Consider the following 21,523-nt stretch of genomic DNA (forward strand, 5'->3'; position numbering starts at 1 on the left):
AACGCGCCGACTCTTTCTCCGCCCGAGCGGTCCCGCTTTGGGGGAAGGGGGCGAGCAGGGCCTGTCAGGGACGCCGACACGGGCCATGCCGACGGCGAAGCGGGTCTCGGCAGGTTTTGTCAACGTTGACGAAGCGTTCGAGGTAGTGTGCTGCCGTGGCCGGCTCTTCGATTCCCGCTCTGCTGCGCGAGCGTGCCAGCCTGGTCCCCAATGGTTCTGCGATCACGTACATCGACTATGAGAAGGACTGGGAAGGGGTTGCCGAGGCCCTGACGTGGTCGCAGTTATATCGGCGAATGCTCAATCTCGCCGAGCAGCTCAGACTTTGCGGGTCGACCGGTGATCGGGCGGTGATCCTGGCGCCGCAGGGACTCGATTACGTCGTCGGATTTCTCGGCGCGTTGCAGGCCGGACTTGTCGCCGTTCCGTTGTCGGTTCCGTACGGTGGCGCCCACGACGAGCGCACGATTTCGGTGCTGGGCGACACTTCGCCCGCGGTCATTTTGACGACGTCCGCTGCCGTCGACAATGTCACTGACTATGCACGGCCACAGCCCGGACAAAACGCGCCGTCGATCATTGAACTCGATTCGCTGGACCTTGATTCTCGGCAGCGATCCCGCGGTCCGGGCGCTCGCCCAACCGGTAAGGACGTGCCGGAAACCGCGTATTTGCAATACACCTCGGGATCCACCCGTGCGCCCGCCGGGGTGATGATCTCGAACAAGAATGTCTTTGCCAATTTCGAGCAGATCATCGCCGACTTCTTTGCCCCCGAGGGGGGAGTTGTCCCACCGGACCTGACGGTGGTGTCCTGGCTGCCGCTCTATCACGACATGGGTCTCCTGTTGGGAACCATCATGCCGATACTGGCGGGTCTCCCCACCGTGTTGACGAGCCCGGTGGGGTTCCTGCAGCGGCCGGCTAGATGGATGCAGTTGCTGGCGCGCCACGGCCGCACGATCTCGGCAGGACCGAACTTCGCTTTCGACTTGGCGGTACGTAAGACATCGGACGCCGACATGGCCGGGCTCGATCTCGGCGGTGTGCACACCGTCCTCAACGGCAGCGAGCGGGTCCAGCCCGCCACCCTCAAGCGATTCGCCGATCGGTTCGCCCCCTTCAAATTTGCCCCCAAGGCGCTGCGGCCCGCGTACGGCATGGCGGAGGCGACGGTGTACATCGCGACCCGTAGTGTCGGCGAACCACCCGAAATCGTTCACTTCGAGTCCGAACAGCTGCCTGCCGGCCACGCCAAGCCGTGCCCGGGTGGCGGCGGCACACCGCTGGTTAGTTACGGCGCCGCGGATTCCCAGCTGGTGCGCATCGTCGATCCCGACACGTGTATCGAGTGTCCGGAGGGCACGGTCGGTGAGATCTGGGTGCAAGGCGGCAACGTCGCTACCGGGTATTGGCACAAACCCGAGGAGACCGAGCGCACGTTCGGCGCGAAGATCGTCACCCCTTCGGAGGGCACACCCGAGGGTCCCTGGCTGAGAACCGGGGATTCGGGCTTCTTCTCCGACGGCGAGCTGTTCATTATCGGCCGGATCAAGGATCTCTTGATTGTCTATGGGCGCAACCACTCTCCCGACGACATCGAGGCGACGATCCAGGAGATCACCGCGGGCCGCTGCGCGGCGATAGGAGTGCCGGAGGGCGGCTCGGAGAAGCTGGTCGCCATCATCGAGCTCAAGAAGCGGAGCGACTCCGACGAGGATGCGCTTGCGCGGCTGCGCGCCGTCAAACGTGACGTCACCGCGGCGATATTCGAGTCGCACGGGCTGAGCGTGGCCGACCTCGTCCTGGTTTCGCCCGGGTCGATTCCCATCACCACGAGCGGCAAGATCAGGCGATCACAGTGTGTGGAGCTCTACCGGCAACGTGAGTTCACCCGGTTGGACGCCTGATCGCGCTTCGTGCATCGATCTGGTTGTGCCGCAAGCGTTTTACCACGCTGATTGACTCGCCTGTCAACGATTCATAGTGTGCTGGTATGTCGGACGGCGCGGTGGCGCGGGCACTGGTATTGGAGGCCCCGCGCAGCCTGGTCGTCCGGCAGTTTCCTCTTCCGGTCATTGGCGAGGACGACGCGCTGGTGCGGGTGGAGGCCTGCGGGCTGTGCGGCACCGATCACGAGCAGTACACCGGCGAACTTGCCGGTGGGTTTGCGTTCGTCCCCGGCCACGAGACGGTCGGGACGATCGAGGTGATCGGACCGCGTGCGGCGCGGCGGTGGGGTGTGTCCGCGGGCGACCGAGTCGCCGTCGAGGTATTCCAGTCGTGCCGCCAGTGCGCAAACTGTCTCGCTGGCGACCACCGGCGTTGTGCACGTCACGGCCTGGCCGACATGTATGGGTTCATCCCGGTCGACCGCCAGCCCGGGCTGTGGGGTGGCTACGCCGAATACCAGTATCTGGCTCCCGACTCGATGGTGTTGCCGGTGAGTGGTGATCTCAGCCCGGAAGTTGCCACCTTGTTCAACCCGCTGGGCGCCGGAATACGTTGGGGGGTAACGGTTCCCGAAACCGGCCCGGGCGATGTCGTGGCGGTGCTGGGCCCCGGAATCCGGGGACTATGTGCTGCGGCGGCCGCAAAACGGGCCGGCGCCGGGTTCGTGATGGTGACCGGGCTGGGCCCGCGCGACGCCGACCGGTTGACGCTGGCCGCGCAGTTCGGAGCGGACCTGGCCGTCGACGTCGCCGTCGAGGACCCGGTAGCGGCCCTGGCAAAGGCGACCGGTGGGCTGGCGGACGTCGTCATCGACGTGACCGCGAAGGCACCCGGGGCATTCGCCCAGGCGATCGCGCTCGCCCGTCCCGCCGGAACCGTCGTTGTCGCCGGCACCCGGGGTTTCGGCAGCGGCGCGCCGGGATTCTCGCCCGACCTGGTTGTGCTCAAGGAGCTGCGCGTCATCGGCGCCCTGGGCGTCGATGACGGCGCCTACCGGGCGGCGCTTGACCTGTTGGCGTCCGGTCGATATCCGTTCGAGAGTCTGCCCCGCCGCTGCGTGCGGCTCGAAGGCGCGGAGGAGTTGCTGGCTACTATGGCCGGTGAACGCGAGGGTGTCCCGCCTGTACACGGAGTGCTCACACCATGACCCCACCCATGAAGTCACCCCGGGTGCCCCCGTTGCCCGTCGACGAGGCCAAGGCCGCCGCGGACGAAGCCGGCGTGCCCGACTACATGGCCGAGCTCAGCATCTTCCAGGTGTTGCTCAACCATCCGCGACTGGCGCGCGCCTTCAACGACATGCTCGCCACCATGCTGTGGCACGGCGCCCTGGACTCACGGCTGCGCGAGTTGGCGATCATGCGGATCGGCTGGCTCACCGGGTGCGACTACGAATGGACCCAGCACTGGCGCGTCGCTTCGGGCCTTGGCGTGTCGCCCGATGACCTGCTCGGCGTGCGGGATTGGCGGGCGCACAACGGGTTCGGTGCCGCTGAGCGCGCCGTGCTGGCGGCCGCCGACGACGTGGTGCGCGACGGCGCGGTGAGCGCCGAGAGCTGGGCGGCTTGCGAGCGTGAATTAGACGGTGACACGACGGTTCTCATCGAATTGGTCACCGCGATAAGCGCATGGCGAATGGTCGCCTCGATTCTGCACAGCCTCAGGGTCCCGTTGGAAGACGGCGTGTCCAGCTGGCCGCCCGACGGCCTTTCGCCCGAGTGATCGCGCCGAACGTGTCACCATGGCGAAATTCGGTGAGATTTTTCGCACTGTGTGCACGTTGGGCGAGGGCGTAAAGCGTTTCGGCTCAGACGATCCGGTAGGTCTGCACCGCGTGCGCGACGACGTTGCCGTCGGCATCGGTGGCGGTGATCTCGGTGAAGGTGAGTTCCTTGCGGCGTCGGGCGGTGCGGGCATGACACAGCAGGTCGCTGCGTTTGGCGGCGCCGGTGTACTGGATGCTCATCGCCACGGTGGAGGCGCGCATGCCCTTGTCGAAGTCGTGGTTCGACCAGGCGGCGGCGGCGCCGGCGGTGTCCATCACCGCCGCGATCACGCCGCCGTGAAAGTAGGTGCCGTCGTTGGTGAGGTCTGCTCGAAACGGCAGCCGGATCGTGACGTCATCGGGTTCGTAGCGCTCGAACACGATGCCGAGCCCGCCGATGAACGGTGTGTTCGTCATCAGGTCGCGCACCGCCTGGCGACGTTTGTGTTGCTCTTCGGGGGACAAGGGTGCGGTCAGCGGCTCGGGCATGGCGGCTAGGTTACCCCATTCGATTGACATATCAATCAATAACCCATAGCGTCGTCGAAGTGCGGACCAGAGTGGCCGACCTGCTCGGCGTCGAGTTCCCGATCTGTGCATTCAGTCACTGCCGCGATGTCGTGGCCGCGGTGACCAATGCGGGTGGGTTCGGGATCCTCGGCGCTGTCGCGCACAGCGCCAAGCGGCTGGAGAGCGAGCTGACCTGGATCGAGGAGCAGACGGGCGGCAAGCCGTACGGGGTCGACCTGTTGTTGCCGCCCAAGTATGTCGGCGCCGAGCTGGGGGGAATCGACGCGCAGCAGGTCGCCGACCTGCTGCCCGAGGAGCACCGCACGTTCGTCGACGACTTGCTGGCCCGTTACGGCATCGCCCAGCCCGCCGGGGAGCAACGCGCGGGGTCGGGGGGCGGGCTCAACATCTCGCCCAAGGGCTACGAGCCCCTGCTCGATGTCGCGTTCGCCCACGACATCCGGCTGATTGCCAGCGCGCTCGGGCCGCCGCCGCGTGACCTCGTCGAGCGAGCCCACGACAACCACGTCCTGGTGGCCGCCCTGGCCGGCACCACCGAACACGCGCGCCGGCACGCGTCCGCGGGCGTTGACCTGATCGTCGCGCAGGGCACCGAGGCCGGCGGACACACCGGTGAGGTGGCGACCATGGTCCTGGTCCCCGAAGTCGTAGATGCCGTGGACCCGCTTCCCGTCCTGGCGGCCGGCGGGATCGCCCGCGGCCGCCAGATGGCGGCGGCTCTGGCCCTGGGCGCTGGAGGGGTCTGGTGCGGGTCGGTGTGGCTGACCACCGAGGAAGCCGAGACGCCCCCGGTGGTCAAGGACAAGTTCCTGGCCGCCAGCTCGTCGGACACGGTGCGGTCCCGGTCGTTGACCGGCAAGCCGGCGCGGATGCTGCGCACGGCCTGGACCGACGAGTGGGACCGGCCCGATAGCCCGGACCCCCTTGCCATGCCCCTGCAGACCGCTCTGGTCGCCGGGCCGCAGCTGCGCATCAACCAGGCCGCCAGTCATCCGGGCGCAAAGGCCCGAGAACTGGCGACCTACTTCGTTGGCCAGGTGGTCGGATCGCTCGATAGGGTGCGGCCGGTGCGCTCGGTGGTGCTCGACATGGTCGAGGAGTTCATCGACACCGTCGGGCGACTCGACGCGCTCGTTGATCGGTGACGCGGGGTGAGCACCACTCGGCGGCGCCGGGCCGTCAGCGACGAAGAAAAGTCGCGCCGGCGCGACGAGATCATGGCCGCAGCCAAAGAAGTCTTTGCCCGCAAGGGTTTTCACGCCACCACCGTCGCAGACATCGCCAAACAGGCCGGCCTCGCGTACGGCTTGATCTACTGGTACTTCGACTCCAAGGACGAGTTGTTCCACGCCTTGATGGCGGTAGAGGAGCAGGCGCTGCGCGCACATCTCACGGCGGCGCTGAACGGGGCCGGCGGGCCGGTCGACGGCGCAGGGGGAGAGGCGTCGCTTCGGGCCTTGTTGGAGGCCTCCGTCCAGGCCACGTTCGAGTTCTTCGAAGCCGACAGGGCCACCGTCAAGCTGCTTCTCCGCGACGCGTATTCGCTTGGCGACCGATTCGAAAAGCACCTGGGCGGGATCTACGAGCGGTTCATCGACGACATCGAAACCGTCATCGTCGCCGCTCAAGAACGCGGTGAAGTGGTGGCCGCCCCGCCCCGGATGGTGGCTTACACGCTGGCGGCGCTGGTGGGCCAGTTGGCCCACCGGCGGCTTAGCACGGACGACGACGTCACCGCCGCCCAGGTGGCAGACTTCGTCGCGTCGCTGGTGCTCGACGGGCTGCGCCCACGCTGACCGCGGCACCCACACCCATAGGGCGAGGTCAGGGACCCTGAACCTGGTTAACGGCTGTCAACACGCAATGTGGAACCGTAAAGATTCGGCCACGCGGACCGGATCACGTTGACCGCGCCGGGCTGGTCATGCATGATCGGTCGGGTAAGCACCTCGTTAGGTGAGGCGTCTACACGAATACAGGCCACTGACCCCGAACGTCGAAAGACGCCCCGGGTCAGGACAGCTCCTCCCGGCTTAAGGGTTGAGCCCAGGTGGCTTCCGGTTTACCGGACACGTCGTGCAGTGCCAAAGCTCTGACGAGTGGGGTGCGGATCCCCGACATTCGTCGGATTCTGTGCTCCTTTGCTCGGTGTTGTTCGTGCGGATGCCCGCACGTGTCGTGACCGCGAGGAGGTGAGGGACGTATGAGTTCCAGTGACAGTCCGGACCGATATCCGGGCTTTGTTTCGTCCCGATCCGGTCCCCGGCGCGACGTTCTCAGCTGAGTCGTCAAACAGCGTCCTTGGATCGGAACCGTTGCGGGACGGACCAAGTCAGTCCATATGTCCACGTTTCGATTTCCGCCTAGGAGGCGAGCATGACCGCAGCCCTGTACGACGAAGTAGTAACGGTAGCCCCCGCGCCCACGCTGCAGGTGGTGCGCGATGACACCCCCATTGCGGCCCCCGCGCCCAAGAAGGTGGCGCGCCAGGTCGACGCCCGACTCTTCGGTGCCGATGGGGACCCGCTGGTGGGTGGCGCCGCTCGTTTGCTGAGCATCCCGTTGCGTCACCTCTACGCGGCGCTGTGGCGCGTCGGCGTGCTCGAAATCCAGGCCTGATCCGATGGATCGCGAGGAATCGATCGGCTCCAAGGGGTTACTCGACCGCATGCGGGGTCGTGCGGCCAGGTGACCCCTTGGGGGCCGCGGCGTTGAATCATGGGATTTGTGCCGCTTAAGTAGAATCGACGTAGCGGCGTCGATCCGGCTATCACCGGGGAGCCTTCGGAAGAACAGCCCACTGGCCCAGTAAGGCCCGGTTGGCCCAGTAGAACCGAACGGGTTGGCCCGTCACAGCCGAAGTTGAGCGGTCACGCGTCGCGCGTGGCAAGCGGGGTGGTACCGCGGCGTTCACGCACCAGCATGGCGTCGTCCCCGGACCTGATCACAGGCGCGCAGCGCTCCTGCGCGAAGCGCCACAGGGCACAGGGGAGACGACGCGCTTTGACCAAGAACGCTGAGTTCAGGGCGTATCCGAAGCTGGCCGGCGGGGCGCCGGACTTCTCGGCACTCGAGCTGGAGGTGCTCGAGTACTGGTTCCACGACGACACCTTCCGCGCCAGCATCGCGCGCCGCGGTGATGCGCCGGAATACGTGTTCTACGACGGGCCGCCGTTCGCCAACGGGCTGCCCCACTACGGGCACCTGCTCACCGGCTACGTCAAGGACATCGTCCCGCGGTATCGCACCATGCGCGGTTACAAGGTAGAGCGCCGCTTCGGCTGGGACACCCACGGGTTGCCCGCCGAGCTCGAGGTCGAACGCCAGCTCGGCATCACCGACAAATCCCAGATCGACGCCATGGGGATCGCCGCGTTCAACGACGCGTGCCGGGCATCGGTGTTGCGCTACACCGACGAATGGCAAGAATACGTGACTCGCCAAGCGCGCTGGGTCGACTTCGACAACGATTACAAGACACTGGATCTCGGCTACATGGAGTCGGTGATCTGGGCGTTCAAGCAGCTGTGGGACAAGGGCCTGGCATACGAGGGCTACCGGGTGCTGCCCTACTGCTGGCGTGACGAAACCCCGCTGTCCAATCACGAACTCCGGATGGACGACGACATCTACCAAAGCCGCCAGGATCCCGCGATCACGGTCGGCCTCAAGGTGGTGGGTGGCGAATGGGACGGCGCCTACCTGTTGGTATGGACGACGACACCGTGGACCCTGCCGTCCAACCTCGCGGTTGCGGTCAACCCGGACGTCACCTATGTGCAGGTTAGGGTCGGTGATCGTCGTTTCGTGCTGGCCGAGGCACGGCTGGCCGCCTACGCCCGTGAACTCGGCGAGGAGCCCCAGGTGGTGGGCACCTACCGGGGCGCCGACCTGCTGGGCACTCGGTATCTGCCGCCTTTTGCCTACTTCATGGACTCGCCCAACGCCTTTCGGGTGCTGCCAGGGGACTTCGTGACCACCGAGGATGGTACCGGCATCGTGCATATGGCGCCGGCCTACGGCGAGGACGACATGGTCACCACCGACACGGTCGGCATCGTGCCGGTCACCCCGGTCGACTCCAAGGGCCGCTTCGACGCGACCGTCCCGGATTACCAGGGGCAGCACGTCTTCGACGCCAACGCGCAGATCATCCGTGACCTGAAGAACCAGGGCGGTCCGGCGGCCGTGAACGGTGCGGTGCTGCTCCGCCATGAAACCTATGAGCACCCCTACCCGCACTGCTGGCGCTGTCGCAACCCGCTGATCTACCGGGCGGTGTCGTCCTGGTTCGTCACCGTCACCAAGTTCCGCGACCGCATGGTGGAACTGAATCAGCAGATCACGTGGCACCCCGAGCACGTCAAGGACGGCCAGTTCGGCAAGTGGCTCCAGGGTGCCCGCGATTGGTCGATCTCCCGAAACCGCTACTGGGGCACCCCGATCCCGGTGTGGAAGTCCGACGACCCGGCCTACCCCCGGATCGACGTCTACGGCAGCCTCGACGAACTGGAGCGCGACTTCGGGGTGCGGCCGACCAACCTGCACCGGCCCTATATCGACGAGCTCACCCGTCCCAACCCGGACGACGCGAGCGGCCGCAGCACGATGCGGCGCATCCCCGACGTGCTCGACGTGTGGTTCGATTCGGGCTCGATGCCGTACGCCCAGGTGCACTACCCGTTCGAGAATGGTGACTGGTTCGACGGGCATTACCCGGGTGACTTCATCGTCGAGTACATCGGGCAGACCCGCGGGTGGTTCTACACGCTGCACGTGCTGGCCACCGCGCTCTTCGACCGGCCGGCGTTCAAAACCTGTGTGGCGCACGGGATCGTGCTGGGCTCCGACGGCCAGAAGATGAGCAAGTCACTGCGCAACTATCCCGACGTGACCGAGGTGTTCGACCGGGACGGGTCCGATGCCATGCGGTGGTTCCTGATGGCCTCGCCGATCCTGCGCGGCGGCAACCTGATCGTCACCGAACAAGGCATCCGCGAGGGGGTGCGGCAGGTCTTGCTGCCGTTGTGGAACGCCTACAGCTTCCTGGCGCTATACGCACCGAAAGTCGGTACCTGGCGCGCCGATTCGTCGCACGCGCTGGACCGCTACATCTTGGCCAAGCTGGCGGCGCTGCGCGACGACCTCACGGAGGCGATGGAGGTCTGCGACATCTCGGGGGCCTGCGAACAGCTACGCCAGTTCGCCGAGGCGTTGACGAATTGGTATGTGCGACGGTCGCGTTCGCGGTTCTGGGAAGAAGACGTCGACGCCATCGACACCCTGCACACCGTGCTGGAGGTGACCGCGCGGCTGGCCGCGCCGCTGTTACCGCTGACCACCGAGATCATCTGGCGCGGCCTCACCGGTGAGCGGTCGGTGCACCTGACGGATTGGCCGCGAGGCGACGAGCTACCCGCGGACCCCGATCTGGTCGCGTCGATGGACCAGGTCCGCGAGGTATGCTCGGCGGCGTCGTCGCTGCGTAAGGCCAAGAAGCTGCGGGTTCGCCTGCCGTTGCCGAAACTAACGGTGGCAGTGGATGATCCGCAGCGACTGAAGCCGTTTGCCGACCTGATCGCGGACGAGCTCAACGTCAAGCGCGTCGAACTGACCGACGCGATCGACAGCTACGGCCGGTTCGAGCTCACCGTCAACGCCCGCGTGGCCGGCCCACGGCTGGGCAAGGATGTGCAGGCCGCCATCAAGGCGGTCAAGGCGGGGGAAGGCGTCCTCAATCCGGACGGCACCGTGACCGCGGGCCCGGCAGTGTTGCAACCCGACGAATACAGTTCCCGGCTGGTGGCTGCCGACCCGGAGTTCACCGCGGCACTGCCCGGCGGCGCCGGTCTTGTCGTTCTGGACGGCACGGTGACTCCCGAACTGGAGGCAGAGGGCTGGGCCAAGGACCGCATCCGCGAACTGCAGGAGCTGCGCAAGTCGACGGGGCTGGACGTGTCCGACCGCATCCGGGTCGTGATGTCGGTGCCGGCCGAGCGGGTCGACTGGGCGCGGACCCACCGCGATCTCATCGCCGGCGAAATCCTGGCCACCAGTTTCGAATTCGGGGAGCCGGCCGATGCGGCGGAGATCGGTGACGGTGTTCGGGTCGCGATCGCCAAGGTCGAAGCAGGCCGCGATGGGAGGGCGGGCTGCCCGGGGTGAGTGGCGGGACGATGCGGATTCTGGCGCTGTTTCGGGTGCACAACGGTGCGGAGGTATTGCCCCGAGTCTTGGACTCGTTGTCCGGCTGGTGCGATGACATCTATGCGATCGACGACCGCAGCACCGACAACACCGCGCAGATCCTGGCACAACACCCGGCAGTGACGAACGTCGTTCGCGCCCGCCCGGATCTGCCGCCCACGCCGTGGCTGATCCCCGAGTCCACCGGGCTGGAGTTGCTGTATCGCATGGCCGATTTCTGCCGCCCCGACTGGATCGTGATGGTCGATTCCGATCAGGTGGTCGCGGCCGATGGCGATATTCGCGAGGTCCTCGCCCGCACGCCGGACGACGTCGCGGCGCTGATGTGCCCGATGATCCCCAGCTGGAATGATCCGGACTACCCAGAGATGATCCCGATCATGGGAACCGCCGAGTCCGTGCGCGGGCCGTTCTGGCGTTGGCGTCCGGGGCTGTGTGCCGGAAGAAAAGCTATTCACAACCCGCACTGGCCGGCCAACATCACCGATCACGGTCGTATCGCACTGGTGAACGAGATTCGATTGCTGCACACCGGGTGGGCCACCCTTGCTGAACGGATCGCGAAAGTCGAGCACTACCGCAGGCTCGATCCGGACTGTCTGTTGAACTTCGGGGTCTCCTACGACCGAGCCCTGCTGTTCGGCTACGCGCTCGACGAGATCGACCTGTTGAAAGCCGACTACTGGCGGCGGGTACGCGGCGACTTCGACCCCGCCGAACCGGGTACGCGGCTGCCCATCGACCGGGAGCGCCTGGCGATCGGTTCCGGATACGGACCCCGAGCCGGCGCGTTTCACCCCGGCGTCGACCTCGCCGCCGAGCCGGGCACCCCGATATATGCCGTCACATCCGGAGTCGTTTGCCGCACAACCGAACTCGACGACAACGGACTTTGGGCGGTGACGATCTGCAACGCGGGCGTCGATACCGTCTACGTGTTCCGGTCCCACGGCGAGCGACGGCTGGCTATCGATGATCACATCACCGCGGGCGCGCGGATCGGCACAATCGGCCCCGAAACCGGATCAACGGACGGCTACCTGCACTTCGAGGTCCATATCGACGGCAGACACGCCGATCCGGTGCGCTATCTGGCGAACATGGGCCTGCAACCGTGGCCACCGCGGGGACGGCCGCGGCCGGTGTCGGGCACCTATCCGCCGGCAACGCCCTGCACCGTCGCCGTCTGAGACGTCCGGCGTCACCCGTCGGACGCGGGCTTGCCCACCGGGGTCGCGAGCTGTTCGACGAGGGCCCGGGCGGATCGGATCGCCGAGCGGACCTCCTGCAGCAGCTTGGCCGGATGCTGTTGGTCCAACGCACTTAGCCTGTTATACCGGTCAACCCCGAAGCCCACCGATTCCACGCGAATTTCGAAGGGTAGCGCCAGGGTTCGCAATGCCTCGAAGTGTAGGTACGGGACGACCGGCTGACCGGTCACCAGCAGGCACGTCGACCGATGCATGCCCACAGTCCGCGCGGCGAAGGTATAGGTGTCCCCGGAGTTGGCCCGACGGTTGTCCGGGTCCGGGGAGGGTGTCTCGAGCAAAGTGATCGGCACGCCGACGTCGTTGGTATCGGGCGTGAAATTCCACACCGTCCGGTCGCGCTGGGGCCGGACGACCCGTCGCCGCAGGTGGTCGCCGGCCTGCCGGGCGTCGAGCCCGAAGGCGTCGGCCGCCGCGGCCACCAGGAGTTCGAATTCCGTCCGTGCGCCGGGCGCGCAGCTGGCGACCGCGTCCTCTTCGGAGTCCAGGAGGCGCCGCGACGCGGCGGCCAGCACCACATGGCCGATACGTCGACCGGTGGCCATTTCTCGCGCGTAGCCGGCCCGGAGCAGGTTGGTGTAGCGCCCACCGCCGATCACCAGCATGTAGTCGAAGTCCGCTCCCTCGGGCGCCGATTCGCCCGTGAGGCCCAGCTCGCCGGCCAGCGCGGTGATTTTGTCCAGTTGCGAGGCGGGTGAGTTGAGTCGCGGGATCAACCACCTGACCGCGCCGGCGGCATCCTGGCTGTGCACCCGGCCGCCGCCACGGGCCCGTGCCCGGCCCCGGTAATCCCACACCGCGCTGAACTCGTCCAGAAACGCCAGCCGGGCCGCGAGGCCGAGGCCCTGCGGGAGGCTCCCACCGAACATGTCGACCAGCTCGGCGAGGGCGGGATGCGCACTCCAAGCCTCGACTTGGCGGCGGACTTCGGCCGAGAAATCACCACCGTATCGGTCCACGGCAGTGGTCGCGGTAAGGGACGGGGGCACGCGACGTTCCTGTGATCGGGGTGGGTGAACTGTCTGGGTGGCTTCGCAGTCTAGTGAAGGAACCACCAGACCATCGATCACTTCGTCTATGTGGTCCTACCTTTCACGGTTTCAGGGTCTGGGCCGCTAAGCGACGCGGCGGAGCCAGATGCTGCCGGGTTCCTCGCTGACGCTCTCGGGGAGGTATCGGCGCACGATCTCTGGGCGCTTCTGCCAGATCCAGGAATTGAAGAACATGATTTGGAAGACGTTGTTGTAGCTCAGGAATGCACGCAACAGGTATGACTCGTTCCAGCTGCGACGCTGCTCCAGCCACGAGTCAGGGTATTCGAAGGGATAGAAAATGTCGTGAACGTGGATCACCACGCCGGGGCTTAGCCGCGGCAGCACCCTGAAAAGTAGCCAGTTGACATCGCTGCCCGGTTTGCTGACGTGCGTACTGTCGATAAAAAGAATGTCATTCTTGCCGAGCTTATCGAATGTTTCGATAGGAATGTCTTGAACGGCATTCTTGTGTATTGTTATCGCCTTGTGGTCGCCGTCTTTGAGCAGGCCTAGTAAGCGCTCGGGATTGGGCTCGACAAAAGTGAGTTCTAGGTCGTGTAGGTCGTGGTCGCGCACATCGAGGGCGATGGTGGAGGTAAAGCCCGACCCCACTTCCACAAGGTGTTTCGGCCGTAGCGCGTTCAGCATGGAGTAATAAACCGCTCCGTCGCCGAGCCCGTACCAGAGGTTTACCGGGTCGTAGCGACACCATGACTGCGAGAAATCAGCCCATTTCGGCCCCAGGCGATGGGCGAGTTCGACCTGTTCGGCTGCGCGAAGGTCGTAGGGCTCGGCGAGCTCGAGCCCCGCGCGCTGGGCGCGGGCACGATCGGCGTCGGCCACGCTCGAGATCGGCGAATAGAAATGACCCGGAGGGCTGAACAATTGAGTTGTGGGATCGGCAGGCGGCAGTTGTCCGGCGGCATCATGCGAATTCACGCCCGATAACCTCCTGTCCGCCGGTCGTGGTACGTAAAAGACCGCTCACGGCGTGCGCCGGGACGGTAGTGGCGCCTGGGGTTTGACCGCGCGCCAGCGCTGCCTGCCGGCGCCGACTTCGACGTGGACGTTGTGAAATCCCGCTGCGCGCAAGCGATCCGGCATGGTCTCCGGCGGGACCGGGTTGCAGGTATCGCGGATGTGCAGGATTCGGAACGTCACAGTCGGCACGCCGTCGCTGCCGGCGAACACGCCGCCGGGCCGAAGCACCCGGAAGGCCTCGGCAAACAGCCGGTTCTGCAGGTCGGCGGTGGGGACGTGGTGCAGCATCGTGAACGACACCACCGAGCTGAACTCGTCGGCGGGCAATCCGGTGTCGGTGCCGTCCCCGTTGATGATGCGCGCACGGTCCCCGTACAGCCGCCGCAGCCGCTGCGCCATCGGGGCATCGATCTCGACCGCTGTGAGCTTTGGCGTCTTGTCCACCAGCACGCGCAGAAACGCGCCGTATCCCGGTCCGATCTCGAGGGTGTTGTCGCCCAGTTCCACGCCGGCGAGCGCCCACGGCAACACATGGCTTTCGACTTCCTGCGCCCAGCGATTCGAGGCGCAATACAACCTGTGGCAGAGGTTCATTGCCATGTCACCGACGGTAGCCGCAGTTCGCCCGAAATAGCATCGGCAATTGTGGAGTCCCGTTGGGTGCTGCACCTGGACATGGACGCGTTCTTCGCCTCCGTCGAACAACTCACCCGGCCCACCCTGCGGGGGCGGCCGGTACTGGTCGGCGGGCTGGGCGGGCGGGGCGTGGTGGCCGGTGCCAGCTACGAGGCGCGGGTGTTCGGCGCCCGATCGGCCATGCCGATGCATCAGGCACGCCGACTGATCGGCGTGACCGCGGTGGTGCTGCCGCCGCGCGGGGTCGTGTACGGGGTGGCCAGCCGGCGCGTCTTCGACACCGTGCGGACCATGGTGCCCGTCGTCGAGCAGCTGTCCTTCGACGAGGCCTTCGGTGAGCCTCCCCAACTTGCCGGGGCGTCAGCCGGGGATGTCGAGGAGTTCTGCGAGGACTTGCGGCGACGGGTCGCCGAGGAGACGGGCCTGGTCGCCTCGGTCGGCGCGGGCTCGGGTAAGCAGGTCGCCAAGATCGCCTCCGGCCTGGCCAAACCCGACGGCATTCGGGTGGTCCGGCGCGCGGAAGAAGAATCGCTGCTCGGCGGGCTGCCGGTGCGGCGGCTGTGGGGCATCGGTCCGGTCGCCGAAGACAAGCTGCATCGACTCGGCATCGAGACGATCGGGCAGCTGGCCGCGCTGACCGACGCCGAGGCGGCCAACATCCTGGGTGCGACGATCGGGCCGGCGCTGCACCGGCTGGCGCGCGGCATCGACGACCGTCCCGTTGCCGAGCGCGCCGAGGCCAAGCAGATCAGCGCCGAATCCACGTTCGCAGAGGATCTGACCAGCCTGGATCAGCTGTACGAAGCGATCGACCCGATCGCCGAGCACGCGCACCGGCGCCTGCTGCGCGACGGCCGCGGTGCACGCACCGTCACGGTGAAGTTGAAGAAATCCGACATGAGCACGCTGACCCGCTCGGCGACGCTGCCCTACGCCACGGCCGAGGCGCCTGCGCTGATTGCGGTGGCCCGGCGGCTGCTGCTCGATCCTCGCCAGATCGGGCCCATTCGCCTACTCGGCGTTGGGTTTTCGGCCCTAAGCGATGTGCGCCAGGAGTCGTTGTTCCCGGACCTGGACACGGCGCCACAGACGGCTGAATCCCACCACGCGCCCGACGCGTTTCCCGCCACGCCGCCCGGGCACGGGACTTCGGCGTGGCGGGTCGGCGACGACGTCAGCCACCGCGATCTCGGGCACGGCTGGGTGCAGGGCGCGGGCCACGGCGTGGTCACCGTGCGGTTCGAGACTCGGGGTTCGGGCCCAGGGCCGGCGCGCACGTTTCCCGTCGACTCCGGCGACCTCACCGGCGCCAATCCGGTCGACAGCCTGGACTGGCCGGACTATGTCGGTGAACTGCGGGTCGAAGAGCCGAGCTCAGCCCCAGCGGCCGACGACGTCGGCGACCGATAGCTTGGCGGCCAGCGCCGCCATCAGCAAAACCCGGGCTTGCGACGGTGCTAGCCGTGGCACCATCACCGCGCCCGCCTCCACCAGGTCATGCCCGGGGCCGTAGCCCGCGCTGACGCGCCCGCCGGGGACTCGGGTGCACACCGCGACCGCCACCCCGTTGCGGCAGTGGCGGCGCACGCCGTCGATCACTGCCGCCCCGGCATTGCCCGAGCCCAGCGCTTCCAGCACCACCGCTCGCGCGCCGGCGGCCACACAGGCATCAAGCGCCACCGCGTCACTTCCCAGGTACGCCGCGACAATGTCGACCCGGGGCGCCGTGGCGGCGCCGAGATCGCCAAGGTACGGCCGGGTCTTGGTGTGCGTCAGCGTGACGCCGCCGTCGACGGTTCCCACGAGCGTGCCGGCGAAGCCGCTCGGGTCCTCGGTGGCCACCTTGCGCAGGCCCAACGGCTGCAACACCCGGCCCGCGAAACAGACCAGGACACCGGCTTCACGGGTGGCCGGGTCGGCCGCCACCGCCAGCGCGTCGCGCAGATTGCCCGGGCCGTCGGCGTCCGGGGCGTCGGCGCTGCGCATGGCGCCGGTCAGCACGACCGGCACCTTGCCCGCATAGGTGAGGTCGAGCCAGAGGGCGCTCTCTTCCATGGTGTCGGTGCCGTGGGTGACGACCACGCCGTCGGCGCCGTTATCGATGGCGGCCCGCATCGCGGCGTGAATCCGATCCCAGTCGGCCGGCGTCAGCACCGAGCTGTCCAGTGCCATCAAATCGATCACATCGACGTCGAGGCCCGCCGCCAGTTCCGCGCCCGTGCGGGCGGGCCGGCGCACCCCGTCGGCGCCGGTGCACGTCGAAATCGTCCCTCCCGTGGTGATGACGGTGAGTCGGCTCATGATGGGATCATTGCGCACGCGCGCGTGGTAGCCCATCCGCATACGGGGGCCGCGTTGCATCTGGGGGATGATGGGGGAGTGCGTGACGAACCAACCGGATCTGCGGATCCGCTGACGTCGACCGGGGAAGCCGGGAAGGCTGGGGACGCCGAGACGCCCGCACTGCAGACGCCTCCCAGGCGGCTGCGTCTGCTGTTGTCGGTCGCGGCAGCCGTGCTGACCCTCGACATCGTCACCAAGGTGCTTGCGGTCAAGCTGCTGTCCCCCGGCCAGCCGGTGTCGATCATCGGCGACACGGTGACCTGGACTTTGGTGCGCAATTCGGGCGCCGCGTTCTCGATGGCGACCGGATACACCTGGGTGCTGACGCTGATCGCGACGGGTGTGGTGGTCGGCATCTTCTGGATGGGGCGGCGGCTGGTGTCGCCCTGGTGGGCGCTGGGCCTCGGGATGATCCTCGGCGGCGCGATGGGCAACCTGGTCGATCGTTTTTTCCGGGCGCCGGGCCCGCTGCGGGGACACGTCGTCGACTTCCTGTCGGTCGGTTGGTGGCCGGTGTTCAATGTCGCGGATCCGTCGGTGGTGGGGGGCGCCATCCTGCTCGTGGTGCTGTCGATCTTCGGGTTTGACTTCGATACCGTCGGCAGACGGAAGGCCGACGGGCGCTGATGAGTGACCGTTCGATGCCCGTTCCGGAGGGATTGGCGGGCATGCGCGTCGACGCCGGGCTGGCCCGCCTGTTGGGCCTGTCCCGGACGGCCGCGGCGGCGATCGCCGAAGACGGCGGCGTCGAACTTGATGGGGTACAGGCGGGAAAGGCCGATCGGCTGACACCGGGCGCCTGGCTGCAGGTCCGGTTGCCCGAGGAGCCGCCACCGCTTCAGAACACGCCCGTCGACGTCGAGGGCATGACGATCCTGTACTCCGACGACGACATCGTCGCGGTCGACAAGCCGGCGGCGGTGGCCGCGCACGCGTCGGTGGGCTGGACCGGGCCCACCGTGCTCGGCGGCCTTGCCGCGGCCGGTTACCGGATCACCACGTCCGGTGTGCACGAGCGGCAGGGCATCGTGCATCGCCTGGACGTCGGCACCTCCGGGGTGATGGTGGTGGCGCTCTCCGAGCACGCCTACACGGTGCTCAAGCGGGCGTTCAAACAACGAACGGTCGACAAGCGGTACCACGCGCTGGTGCAAGGGCATCCCGATCCGTCCAGCGGGACCATCGACGCGCCGATCGGCCGGCACCGCGGCGGTGAGTGGAAGTTCGCGGTCACCAAGAACGGTCGGCACAGCCTCACCCACTACGACACCCTGGAAGCCTTCGTCGCCGCCAGCTTGCTGGACGTGCATCTGGAAACCGGCCGCACCCACCAGATCCGGGTGCATTTCGCCGCGCTGCACCACCCATGCTGCGGTGATCTGGTATACGGGGCCGACCCGAAGCTTGCGAAAAAGCTTGGGCTGGAACGACAATGGCTGCACGCGCGGTCGCTGGCCTTCGCGCATCCGGCCGACGGCCGGCGGATGGAGATCGTCAGCCCGTACCCGCCCGATCTGCAGCACGCGCTTGACGTATTGCGAGACGAGGGGTGACGAACAGACGTAAATGTCCCCAAAACCGCTGGGTTTTGGGGACATTTACGTCTGTTCGGCAGCCGGTTTGCGCGCCTCGACGAGAACGCGCGTCGGGTGCGTGACGAAGCGCCCGTCGGCCTCGATGCGTTCATGCAGTACCCGCAACCGCTCGTAGTAGGGCGCGGCCGTGAAGTCCGGCACCGTCCAGATCACCTTGCGCAGGAAATAGACGACGGCGCCGATATCGAAGAATTCGGCTCGGAGCCGCTCCATGCGCATGTCCACGATCTTTAGCCCGGCGGCCTGGGCCTGGGCGCGCTGGGCGGCCGGCTCAAGCTGGGACCATAACCGCGGCTGCGGCCCGATCACCTGTGTCAGCAGCTCGGACACCGTCGCCGGTCCGGGGTGCTGCGCTAAGTAGGTGCCGCCAGGGCGCAGCAGCCGGGCAATCTCGGTCCACCACACGGTGATCGGGTGTCGACTAGTCACCAGGTCGAACGACTCGTCGGCAAACGGCAGCGGCGGCTCGTCGCGCGTCGCGACAACAACCACTCCGAGCGGATGCAATCGCTTGGTGGCCAGCGCCGCGTTGGGCGGCCACGATTCGGTGGCCGCCATCGTCGGCGGGAACTTCTCGACACCCGCCAGCACCTCCCCGCCACCGGTGTGGATGTCCAGCGCGGCTGACACCATGGCCAGCCGTTGACTCATCAGCCGTTGGTAGCCCCAAGACGTCCGTTCCTCGGTCGCACGCCCGTCGAGCCAGGAGAAGTCCCAGCCTTCCGCGGGCGCTGCCATGGCCTCCGCCACCAGAGACTCGAACGAGCGACGCATGACTGCATTGTCACCCGGACGTGTTGCGACAGCAGAGGTTGACCGCCTTCACGGGGCGTTGCAGAGGATCTTGGCGCCGTTGAAGTCGAGGCGGACCTCGCCGTGATGTTCCCAGTATTCGATGCCCTGTCGGCCGTACCGTGCGCCACTGCCGGACAGTTGTTGGAACAAGATCTGTTGGTTTCCCTTCCAGTTCACCACCGCGGCCCGCGGGCTGAACTGGTTGTAGAACTGGGCGGTCAATGGGCCGTCCGCCGGGGGGCAGCGGTAGGTGACGACTGGTGGAGTCACCGTGGCTGGGTCGGCGATCGCCAACTCGTCCAGCCGCGTCTGGTAGGCCTCCAAGACACAGGTGCGCATATCGGCGTTTTGCGCGCACGCGTCGCGCTGTGTCGCCCAGGCATTTTCAGCGACCGTCAGCGCCGCGGTGTCCGCCCCGGGACGAGCCAGCGCTCGCCGGTAGGAGTCCTGGAGCCCGCGATCGAGGCCGCCGAGTTGCGGATCATCGCAGACCAGCTGCTGCGCCTTGTTGGTGGTCTTGGTGCAGTCGATCGAGGGTGCCGCGGCCGGTGATGGGCTAGTGGTGCCGGCCGGCGCCGCCGGATGTGTTGTTGTCGAGGCGCAGGCGCCCAGGACCAAAGCTGCTGCGATAACGGCGATCGGTTTCATACGTGCTGATTACCGGGCGCAGCGGTTGGACCCGCAGCGCGACACGCCCGATGGTGCTGGGAATCTTCTGGGCAGATTGCTCCCCTCCACAATCTGCCCAGGGCGATTCAGACCTTGGCCCGGGTCTGGCCCGATACGATGTCGGAGGCCAGCGGTGCGACGAGGCCGAGGATTTCGGTGACCGTCTCCGACGGCACTCCGGCCGCGGTCAGCGCATCCTCCAAGTGCCCGGCCACCAGGCCGAAGTGGTGCATGGTGATGCCGCGCCCCTGGTGGACCTGCTTCATCGGCGCACCGGTGTAGGGCTCGGGCCCGCCGAGAGCGGCCGCAAAGAACTCCACCTGTTTGCCTTTGAGGCGGCTCATGTTGGTTCCCGCGAAGAAGTGGGTCAGGTGATCGTCGGCGAGCACGCGAACATAGAAGTCCTCGACGACGGCTTCGATCGCTTCGTGGCCGCCGATGGTGTCGTAGATGCTGATCGGCTCGCGCGCGCGGAAGCGTGACAGTATTCCCATCTTCACAGTGCAACATCTCGCTGTTGCGCGTGCGTTAGGGCGCGATCGCCCTCGGATTACCTTCCGTAACAAGCCGATTGCATCGTGACCGCGCTCGCATCGAACTGTCGGCACCCGCGTGGCACTGGCCCGATGGCAGGCAGCTGGCGGCCATTCGTCAAAGATGTCGCTAGGTTGGCTGCATGACCCGTGGCACATCACCCACACTGACCATCATCAGGAGCGACCTTCGATGAACCTTGGTGACCTGGCGAACCTCGTCGAAAAGCCGTTCGCGGCAATGTCCAACATCGTCAACACCCCCAACTCGGCTGGGCGATACCGGCCGTTCTATCTGAGGAACCTGCTCGACGCGGTGCAGGGCCGCAAGCTCAGCGACGCGGTCGAGGGCAAGACCGTCCTCATCACCGGTGGTTCGTCGGGCATCGGCGAGGCGGCCGCGAAGAAGATCGCGGAAGCGGGCGGCACGGTAGTGCTGGTTGCGCGCACCCGGGAGAATCTGGAAAAGGTAGCCAGCGAGATCCGCGGCAACGGCGGGACCGCACACGTGTACCCGTGCGACCTGTCCGACATGGACGCTATCGCCGCGATGGCCGACCAGGTGCTCGCCGATCTGGGTGGTGTCGACATTCTGATCAACAACGCCGGGCGGTCGATTCGGCGATCATTGGAGCTGTCCTACGACCGGATCCACGACTACCAGCGGACGATGCAGCTGAATTACCTCGGTGCGGTCCAGCTCATCCTCAAGTTCATCCCGGGGATGCGGGAACGTGGCTTCGGGCACATCATCAACGTTTCCTCGGTCGGCGTGCAGACCCGCGCGCCGCGCTTCGGCGCCTACATCGCCAGCAAGGCCGCCCTGGACAGCCTGTGCGACGCATTGCAGGCCGAGACGGTCAACGAAAATGTCCGGTTCACCACCGTGCACATGGCGTTGGTGCGCACCCCGATGATCAGCCCGACCACGATGTACGACAAATTCCCCGCGCTGTCACCGGACCAGGCGGCCGGTGTGATCACCGATGCGATCCTGCACCGTCCCCGGCGGGCCAGCTCACCGTTTGGACAATTCGCCGCCGTGGCCGACGCCATCAACCCGGCGGTGATGGACCGCGTCCGCAACCGTGCGTTCGAAATGTTCGACGACTCCGCGGCGGCCAAGGGGCGCGAATCCACCACTGACACAACGGATCATCTCGACAAAAGAAGCGAAACGTTCCTGCAGGCGACCCGGGGAATACATTGGTGA

Annotated in this window: 20 protein-coding genes and 1 riboswitch; of the genes, 12 read left to right on the forward strand and 8 right to left on the reverse strand. The window is 66.8% G+C overall.

Going from position 1 to position 21,523, the window contains the following annotated elements; all coding sequences use genetic code 11:
- The first annotated feature begins 155 nt into the window (after positions 1 to 155).
- The 3 genes from G6N24_RS06860 to G6N24_RS06870 all read left to right on the forward strand — a co-directional run bounded on the left by G6N24_RS06860 (position 156) and on the right by G6N24_RS06870 (position 3,675).
- Positions 156 to 1,910 carry an AMP-binding protein gene (locus tag G6N24_RS06860; protein ID WP_085158558.1) on the forward strand — a complete coding sequence of 585 codons (1,755 nt, stop codon included), beginning with the start codon at positions 156 to 158 and terminating at the stop codon, positions 1,908 to 1,910.
- An 86-nt stretch (positions 1,911 to 1,996) separates the two neighbouring features.
- The gene (locus tag G6N24_RS06865) at positions 1,997 to 3,100 is read left to right on the forward strand and encodes a zinc-dependent alcohol dehydrogenase (protein ID WP_085158556.1); all 1,104 of its coding nucleotides are present in this window, start codon (positions 1,997 to 1,999) and stop codon (positions 3,098 to 3,100) included.
- A gap of 8 nt (positions 3,101 to 3,108) precedes the next feature.
- Positions 3,109 to 3,675 (forward strand): carboxymuconolactone decarboxylase family protein, encoded by a 567-nt coding sequence (locus G6N24_RS06870; protein WP_085158554.1) that lies wholly within the window; start codon positions 3,109 to 3,111, stop codon positions 3,673 to 3,675.
- A gap of 85 nt (positions 3,676 to 3,760) precedes the next feature.
- Here the strand turns inward: G6N24_RS06870 and G6N24_RS06875 are convergent, their stop codons facing one another.
- On the reverse strand, positions 3,761 to 4,207 hold the full coding sequence (locus tag G6N24_RS06875; RefSeq protein ID WP_372514491.1) for a PaaI family thioesterase: 447 nt from the start codon (positions 4,205 to 4,207) through the stop codon (positions 3,761 to 3,763).
- Positions 4,208 to 4,266: 59 nt separating this feature from the next.
- On the opposite strand from G6N24_RS06875, the gene G6N24_RS06880 reads away from it, so the two are divergent.
- From G6N24_RS06880 to G6N24_RS06900, 5 genes are all read left to right on the forward strand, one after another.
- Complete coding sequence (locus tag G6N24_RS06880; protein WP_085158552.1) at positions 4,267 to 5,394, forward strand: NAD(P)H-dependent flavin oxidoreductase; 1,128 nt, start codon at positions 4,267 to 4,269, stop codon at positions 5,392 to 5,394.
- Between the two features lie 6 nt (positions 5,395 to 5,400).
- Positions 5,401 to 6,045 (forward strand): TetR/AcrR family transcriptional regulator, encoded by a 645-nt coding sequence (locus G6N24_RS06885; RefSeq protein ID WP_085158550.1) that lies wholly within the window; start codon positions 5,401 to 5,403, stop codon positions 6,043 to 6,045.
- Positions 6,046 to 6,190: 145 nt separating this feature from the next.
- Positions 6,191 to 6,360, forward strand: a riboswitch (M-box (ykoK) riboswitch).
- 265 nt (positions 6,361 to 6,625) lie between these two features.
- The gene (locus tag G6N24_RS06890; RefSeq protein WP_085158548.1) at positions 6,626 to 6,868 is read left to right on the forward strand and encodes an Rv1535 family protein; all 243 of its coding nucleotides are present in this window, start codon (positions 6,626 to 6,628) and stop codon (positions 6,866 to 6,868) included.
- Between the two features lie 384 nt (positions 6,869 to 7,252).
- Positions 7,253 to 10,414: an isoleucine--tRNA ligase gene (gene ileS / locus G6N24_RS06895; RefSeq protein ID WP_085158546.1), complete on the forward strand. Its 3,162-nt coding sequence runs from the start codon at positions 7,253 to 7,255 to the stop codon at positions 10,412 to 10,414.
- An 11-nt stretch (positions 10,415 to 10,425) separates the two neighbouring features.
- Positions 10,426 to 11,646: a peptidoglycan DD-metalloendopeptidase family protein gene (locus G6N24_RS06900; protein ID WP_085158560.1), complete on the forward strand. Its 1,221-nt coding sequence runs from the start codon at positions 10,426 to 10,428 to the stop codon at positions 11,644 to 11,646.
- An 11-nt stretch (positions 11,647 to 11,657) separates the two neighbouring features.
- On the opposite strand, the gene G6N24_RS06905 is transcribed toward G6N24_RS06900, so the two are convergent.
- The 3 genes from G6N24_RS06905 to G6N24_RS06915 form a co-directional block, all read right to left on the reverse strand.
- Positions 11,658 to 12,683: a hypothetical protein gene (locus G6N24_RS06905; protein WP_085158544.1), complete on the reverse strand. Its 1,026-nt coding sequence runs from the start codon at positions 12,681 to 12,683 to the stop codon at positions 11,658 to 11,660.
- Between the two features lie 156 nt (positions 12,684 to 12,839).
- Positions 12,840 to 13,697, reverse strand: a complete 858-nt coding sequence (locus tag G6N24_RS06910) for a class I SAM-dependent methyltransferase (protein WP_085158542.1) — start codon at positions 13,695 to 13,697, stop codon at positions 12,840 to 12,842.
- A 45-nt stretch (positions 13,698 to 13,742) separates the two neighbouring features.
- Complete coding sequence (locus G6N24_RS06915) at positions 13,743 to 14,339, reverse strand: class I SAM-dependent methyltransferase (RefSeq protein WP_085158540.1); 597 nt, start codon at positions 14,337 to 14,339, stop codon at positions 13,743 to 13,745.
- Positions 14,340 to 14,384: 45 nt separating this feature from the next.
- Here G6N24_RS06915 and G6N24_RS06920 point away from each other — a divergent pair, with 45 nt between their 5' ends.
- Positions 14,385 to 15,785, forward strand: a complete 1,401-nt coding sequence (locus tag G6N24_RS06920) for a DNA polymerase IV (RefSeq protein WP_443677536.1) — start codon at positions 14,385 to 14,387, stop codon at positions 15,783 to 15,785.
- On the opposite strand, the gene G6N24_RS06925 is transcribed toward G6N24_RS06920, so the two are convergent.
- A complete protein-coding gene (locus tag G6N24_RS06925) occupies positions 15,750 to 16,712 on the reverse strand; it encodes an asparaginase (RefSeq protein WP_085160890.1) in 963 nt (320 codons plus the stop codon). The two genes, G6N24_RS06920 and G6N24_RS06925, sit on opposite strands and share 36 nt — an antisense overlap.
- Before the next feature lie 42 nt (positions 16,713 to 16,754).
- Here G6N24_RS06925 and lspA point away from each other — a divergent pair, with 42 nt between their 5' ends.
- Positions 16,755 to 17,345: a signal peptidase II gene (lspA, locus tag G6N24_RS06930; protein ID WP_085160880.1), complete on the forward strand. Its 591-nt coding sequence runs from the start codon at positions 16,755 to 16,757 to the stop codon at positions 17,343 to 17,345.
- Positions 17,345 to 18,271, forward strand: a complete 927-nt coding sequence (locus G6N24_RS06935; protein ID WP_085160878.1) for an RluA family pseudouridine synthase — start codon at positions 17,345 to 17,347, stop codon at positions 18,269 to 18,271. The genes lspA and G6N24_RS06935 overlap by 1 nt, the downstream gene beginning before the upstream one ends.
- Before the next feature lie 45 nt (positions 18,272 to 18,316).
- Here G6N24_RS06935 and G6N24_RS06940 read toward each other — a convergent pair whose 3' ends face one another.
- From G6N24_RS06940 to G6N24_RS06950, 3 genes are all read right to left on the reverse strand, one after another.
- The gene (locus G6N24_RS06940; protein ID WP_085160876.1) at positions 18,317 to 19,087 is read right to left on the reverse strand and encodes a class I SAM-dependent methyltransferase; all 771 of its coding nucleotides are present in this window, start codon (positions 19,085 to 19,087) and stop codon (positions 18,317 to 18,319) included.
- 48 nt (positions 19,088 to 19,135) lie between these two features.
- A complete protein-coding gene (locus G6N24_RS06945; RefSeq protein ID WP_085160874.1) occupies positions 19,136 to 19,756 on the reverse strand; it encodes an MliC family protein in 621 nt (206 codons plus the stop codon).
- 107 nt (positions 19,757 to 19,863) lie between these two features.
- Entirely contained in the window at positions 19,864 to 20,271 is a 408-nt protein-coding gene (locus tag G6N24_RS06950; protein WP_085160886.1) for a group I truncated hemoglobin, read from the reverse strand.
- Positions 20,272 to 20,503: 232 nt separating this feature from the next.
- On the opposite strand from G6N24_RS06950, the gene G6N24_RS06955 reads away from it, so the two are divergent.
- Positions 20,504 to 21,523: an SDR family NAD(P)-dependent oxidoreductase gene (locus G6N24_RS06955; RefSeq protein WP_085160884.1), complete on the forward strand. Its 1,020-nt coding sequence runs from the start codon at positions 20,504 to 20,506 to the stop codon at positions 21,521 to 21,523.

It is taken from the genome of Mycobacterium lacus, assembly GCF_010731535.1.
Lineage (GTDB): Bacteria > Actinomycetota > Actinomycetes > Mycobacteriales > Mycobacteriaceae > Mycobacterium > Mycobacterium lacus.

Coding starts and splice junctions, on each gene's coding strand:
- G6N24_RS06865 (WP_085158556.1), top strand. CDS start 1,997: ATGTCGGACGGCGCGGTGGCGCGGGCACTGGTATTGGAGGCCCCGCGC.
- G6N24_RS06870 (WP_085158554.1), top strand. CDS start 3,109: ATGAAGTCACCCCGGGTGCCCCCGTTGCCCGTCGACGAGGCCAAGGCC.
- G6N24_RS06875 (WP_372514491.1), bottom strand. CDS start 4,207: ATGCCCGAGCCGCTGACCGCACCCTTGTCCCCCGAAGAGCAACACAAA.
- G6N24_RS06890 (WP_085158548.1), top strand. CDS start 6,626: ATGACCGCAGCCCTGTACGACGAAGTAGTAACGGTAGCCCCCGCGCCC.
- G6N24_RS06900 (WP_085158560.1), top strand. CDS start 10,426: ATGCGGATTCTGGCGCTGTTTCGGGTGCACAACGGTGCGGAGGTATTG.
- G6N24_RS06915 (WP_085158540.1), bottom strand. CDS start 14,339: ATGGCAATGAACCTCTGCCACAGGTTGTATTGCGCCTCGAATCGCTGG.
- G6N24_RS06925 (WP_085160890.1), bottom strand. CDS start 16,712: ATGGGCTACCACGCGCGCGTGCGCAATGATCCCATCATGAGCCGACTC.
- G6N24_RS06935 (WP_085160878.1), top strand. CDS start 17,345: ATGAGTGACCGTTCGATGCCCGTTCCGGAGGGATTGGCGGGCATGCGC.
- G6N24_RS06940 (WP_085160876.1), bottom strand. CDS start 19,087: ATGCGTCGCTCGTTCGAGTCTCTGGTGGCGGAGGCCATGGCAGCGCCC.
- G6N24_RS06945 (WP_085160874.1), bottom strand. CDS start 19,756: ATGAAACCGATCGCCGTTATCGCAGCAGCTTTGGTCCTGGGCGCCTGC.
- G6N24_RS06950 (WP_085160886.1), bottom strand. CDS start 20,271: ATGGGAATACTGTCACGCTTCCGCGCGCGCGAGCCGATCAGCATCTAC.
- G6N24_RS06955 (WP_085160884.1), top strand. CDS start 20,504: ATGAACCTTGGTGACCTGGCGAACCTCGTCGAAAAGCCGTTCGCGGCA.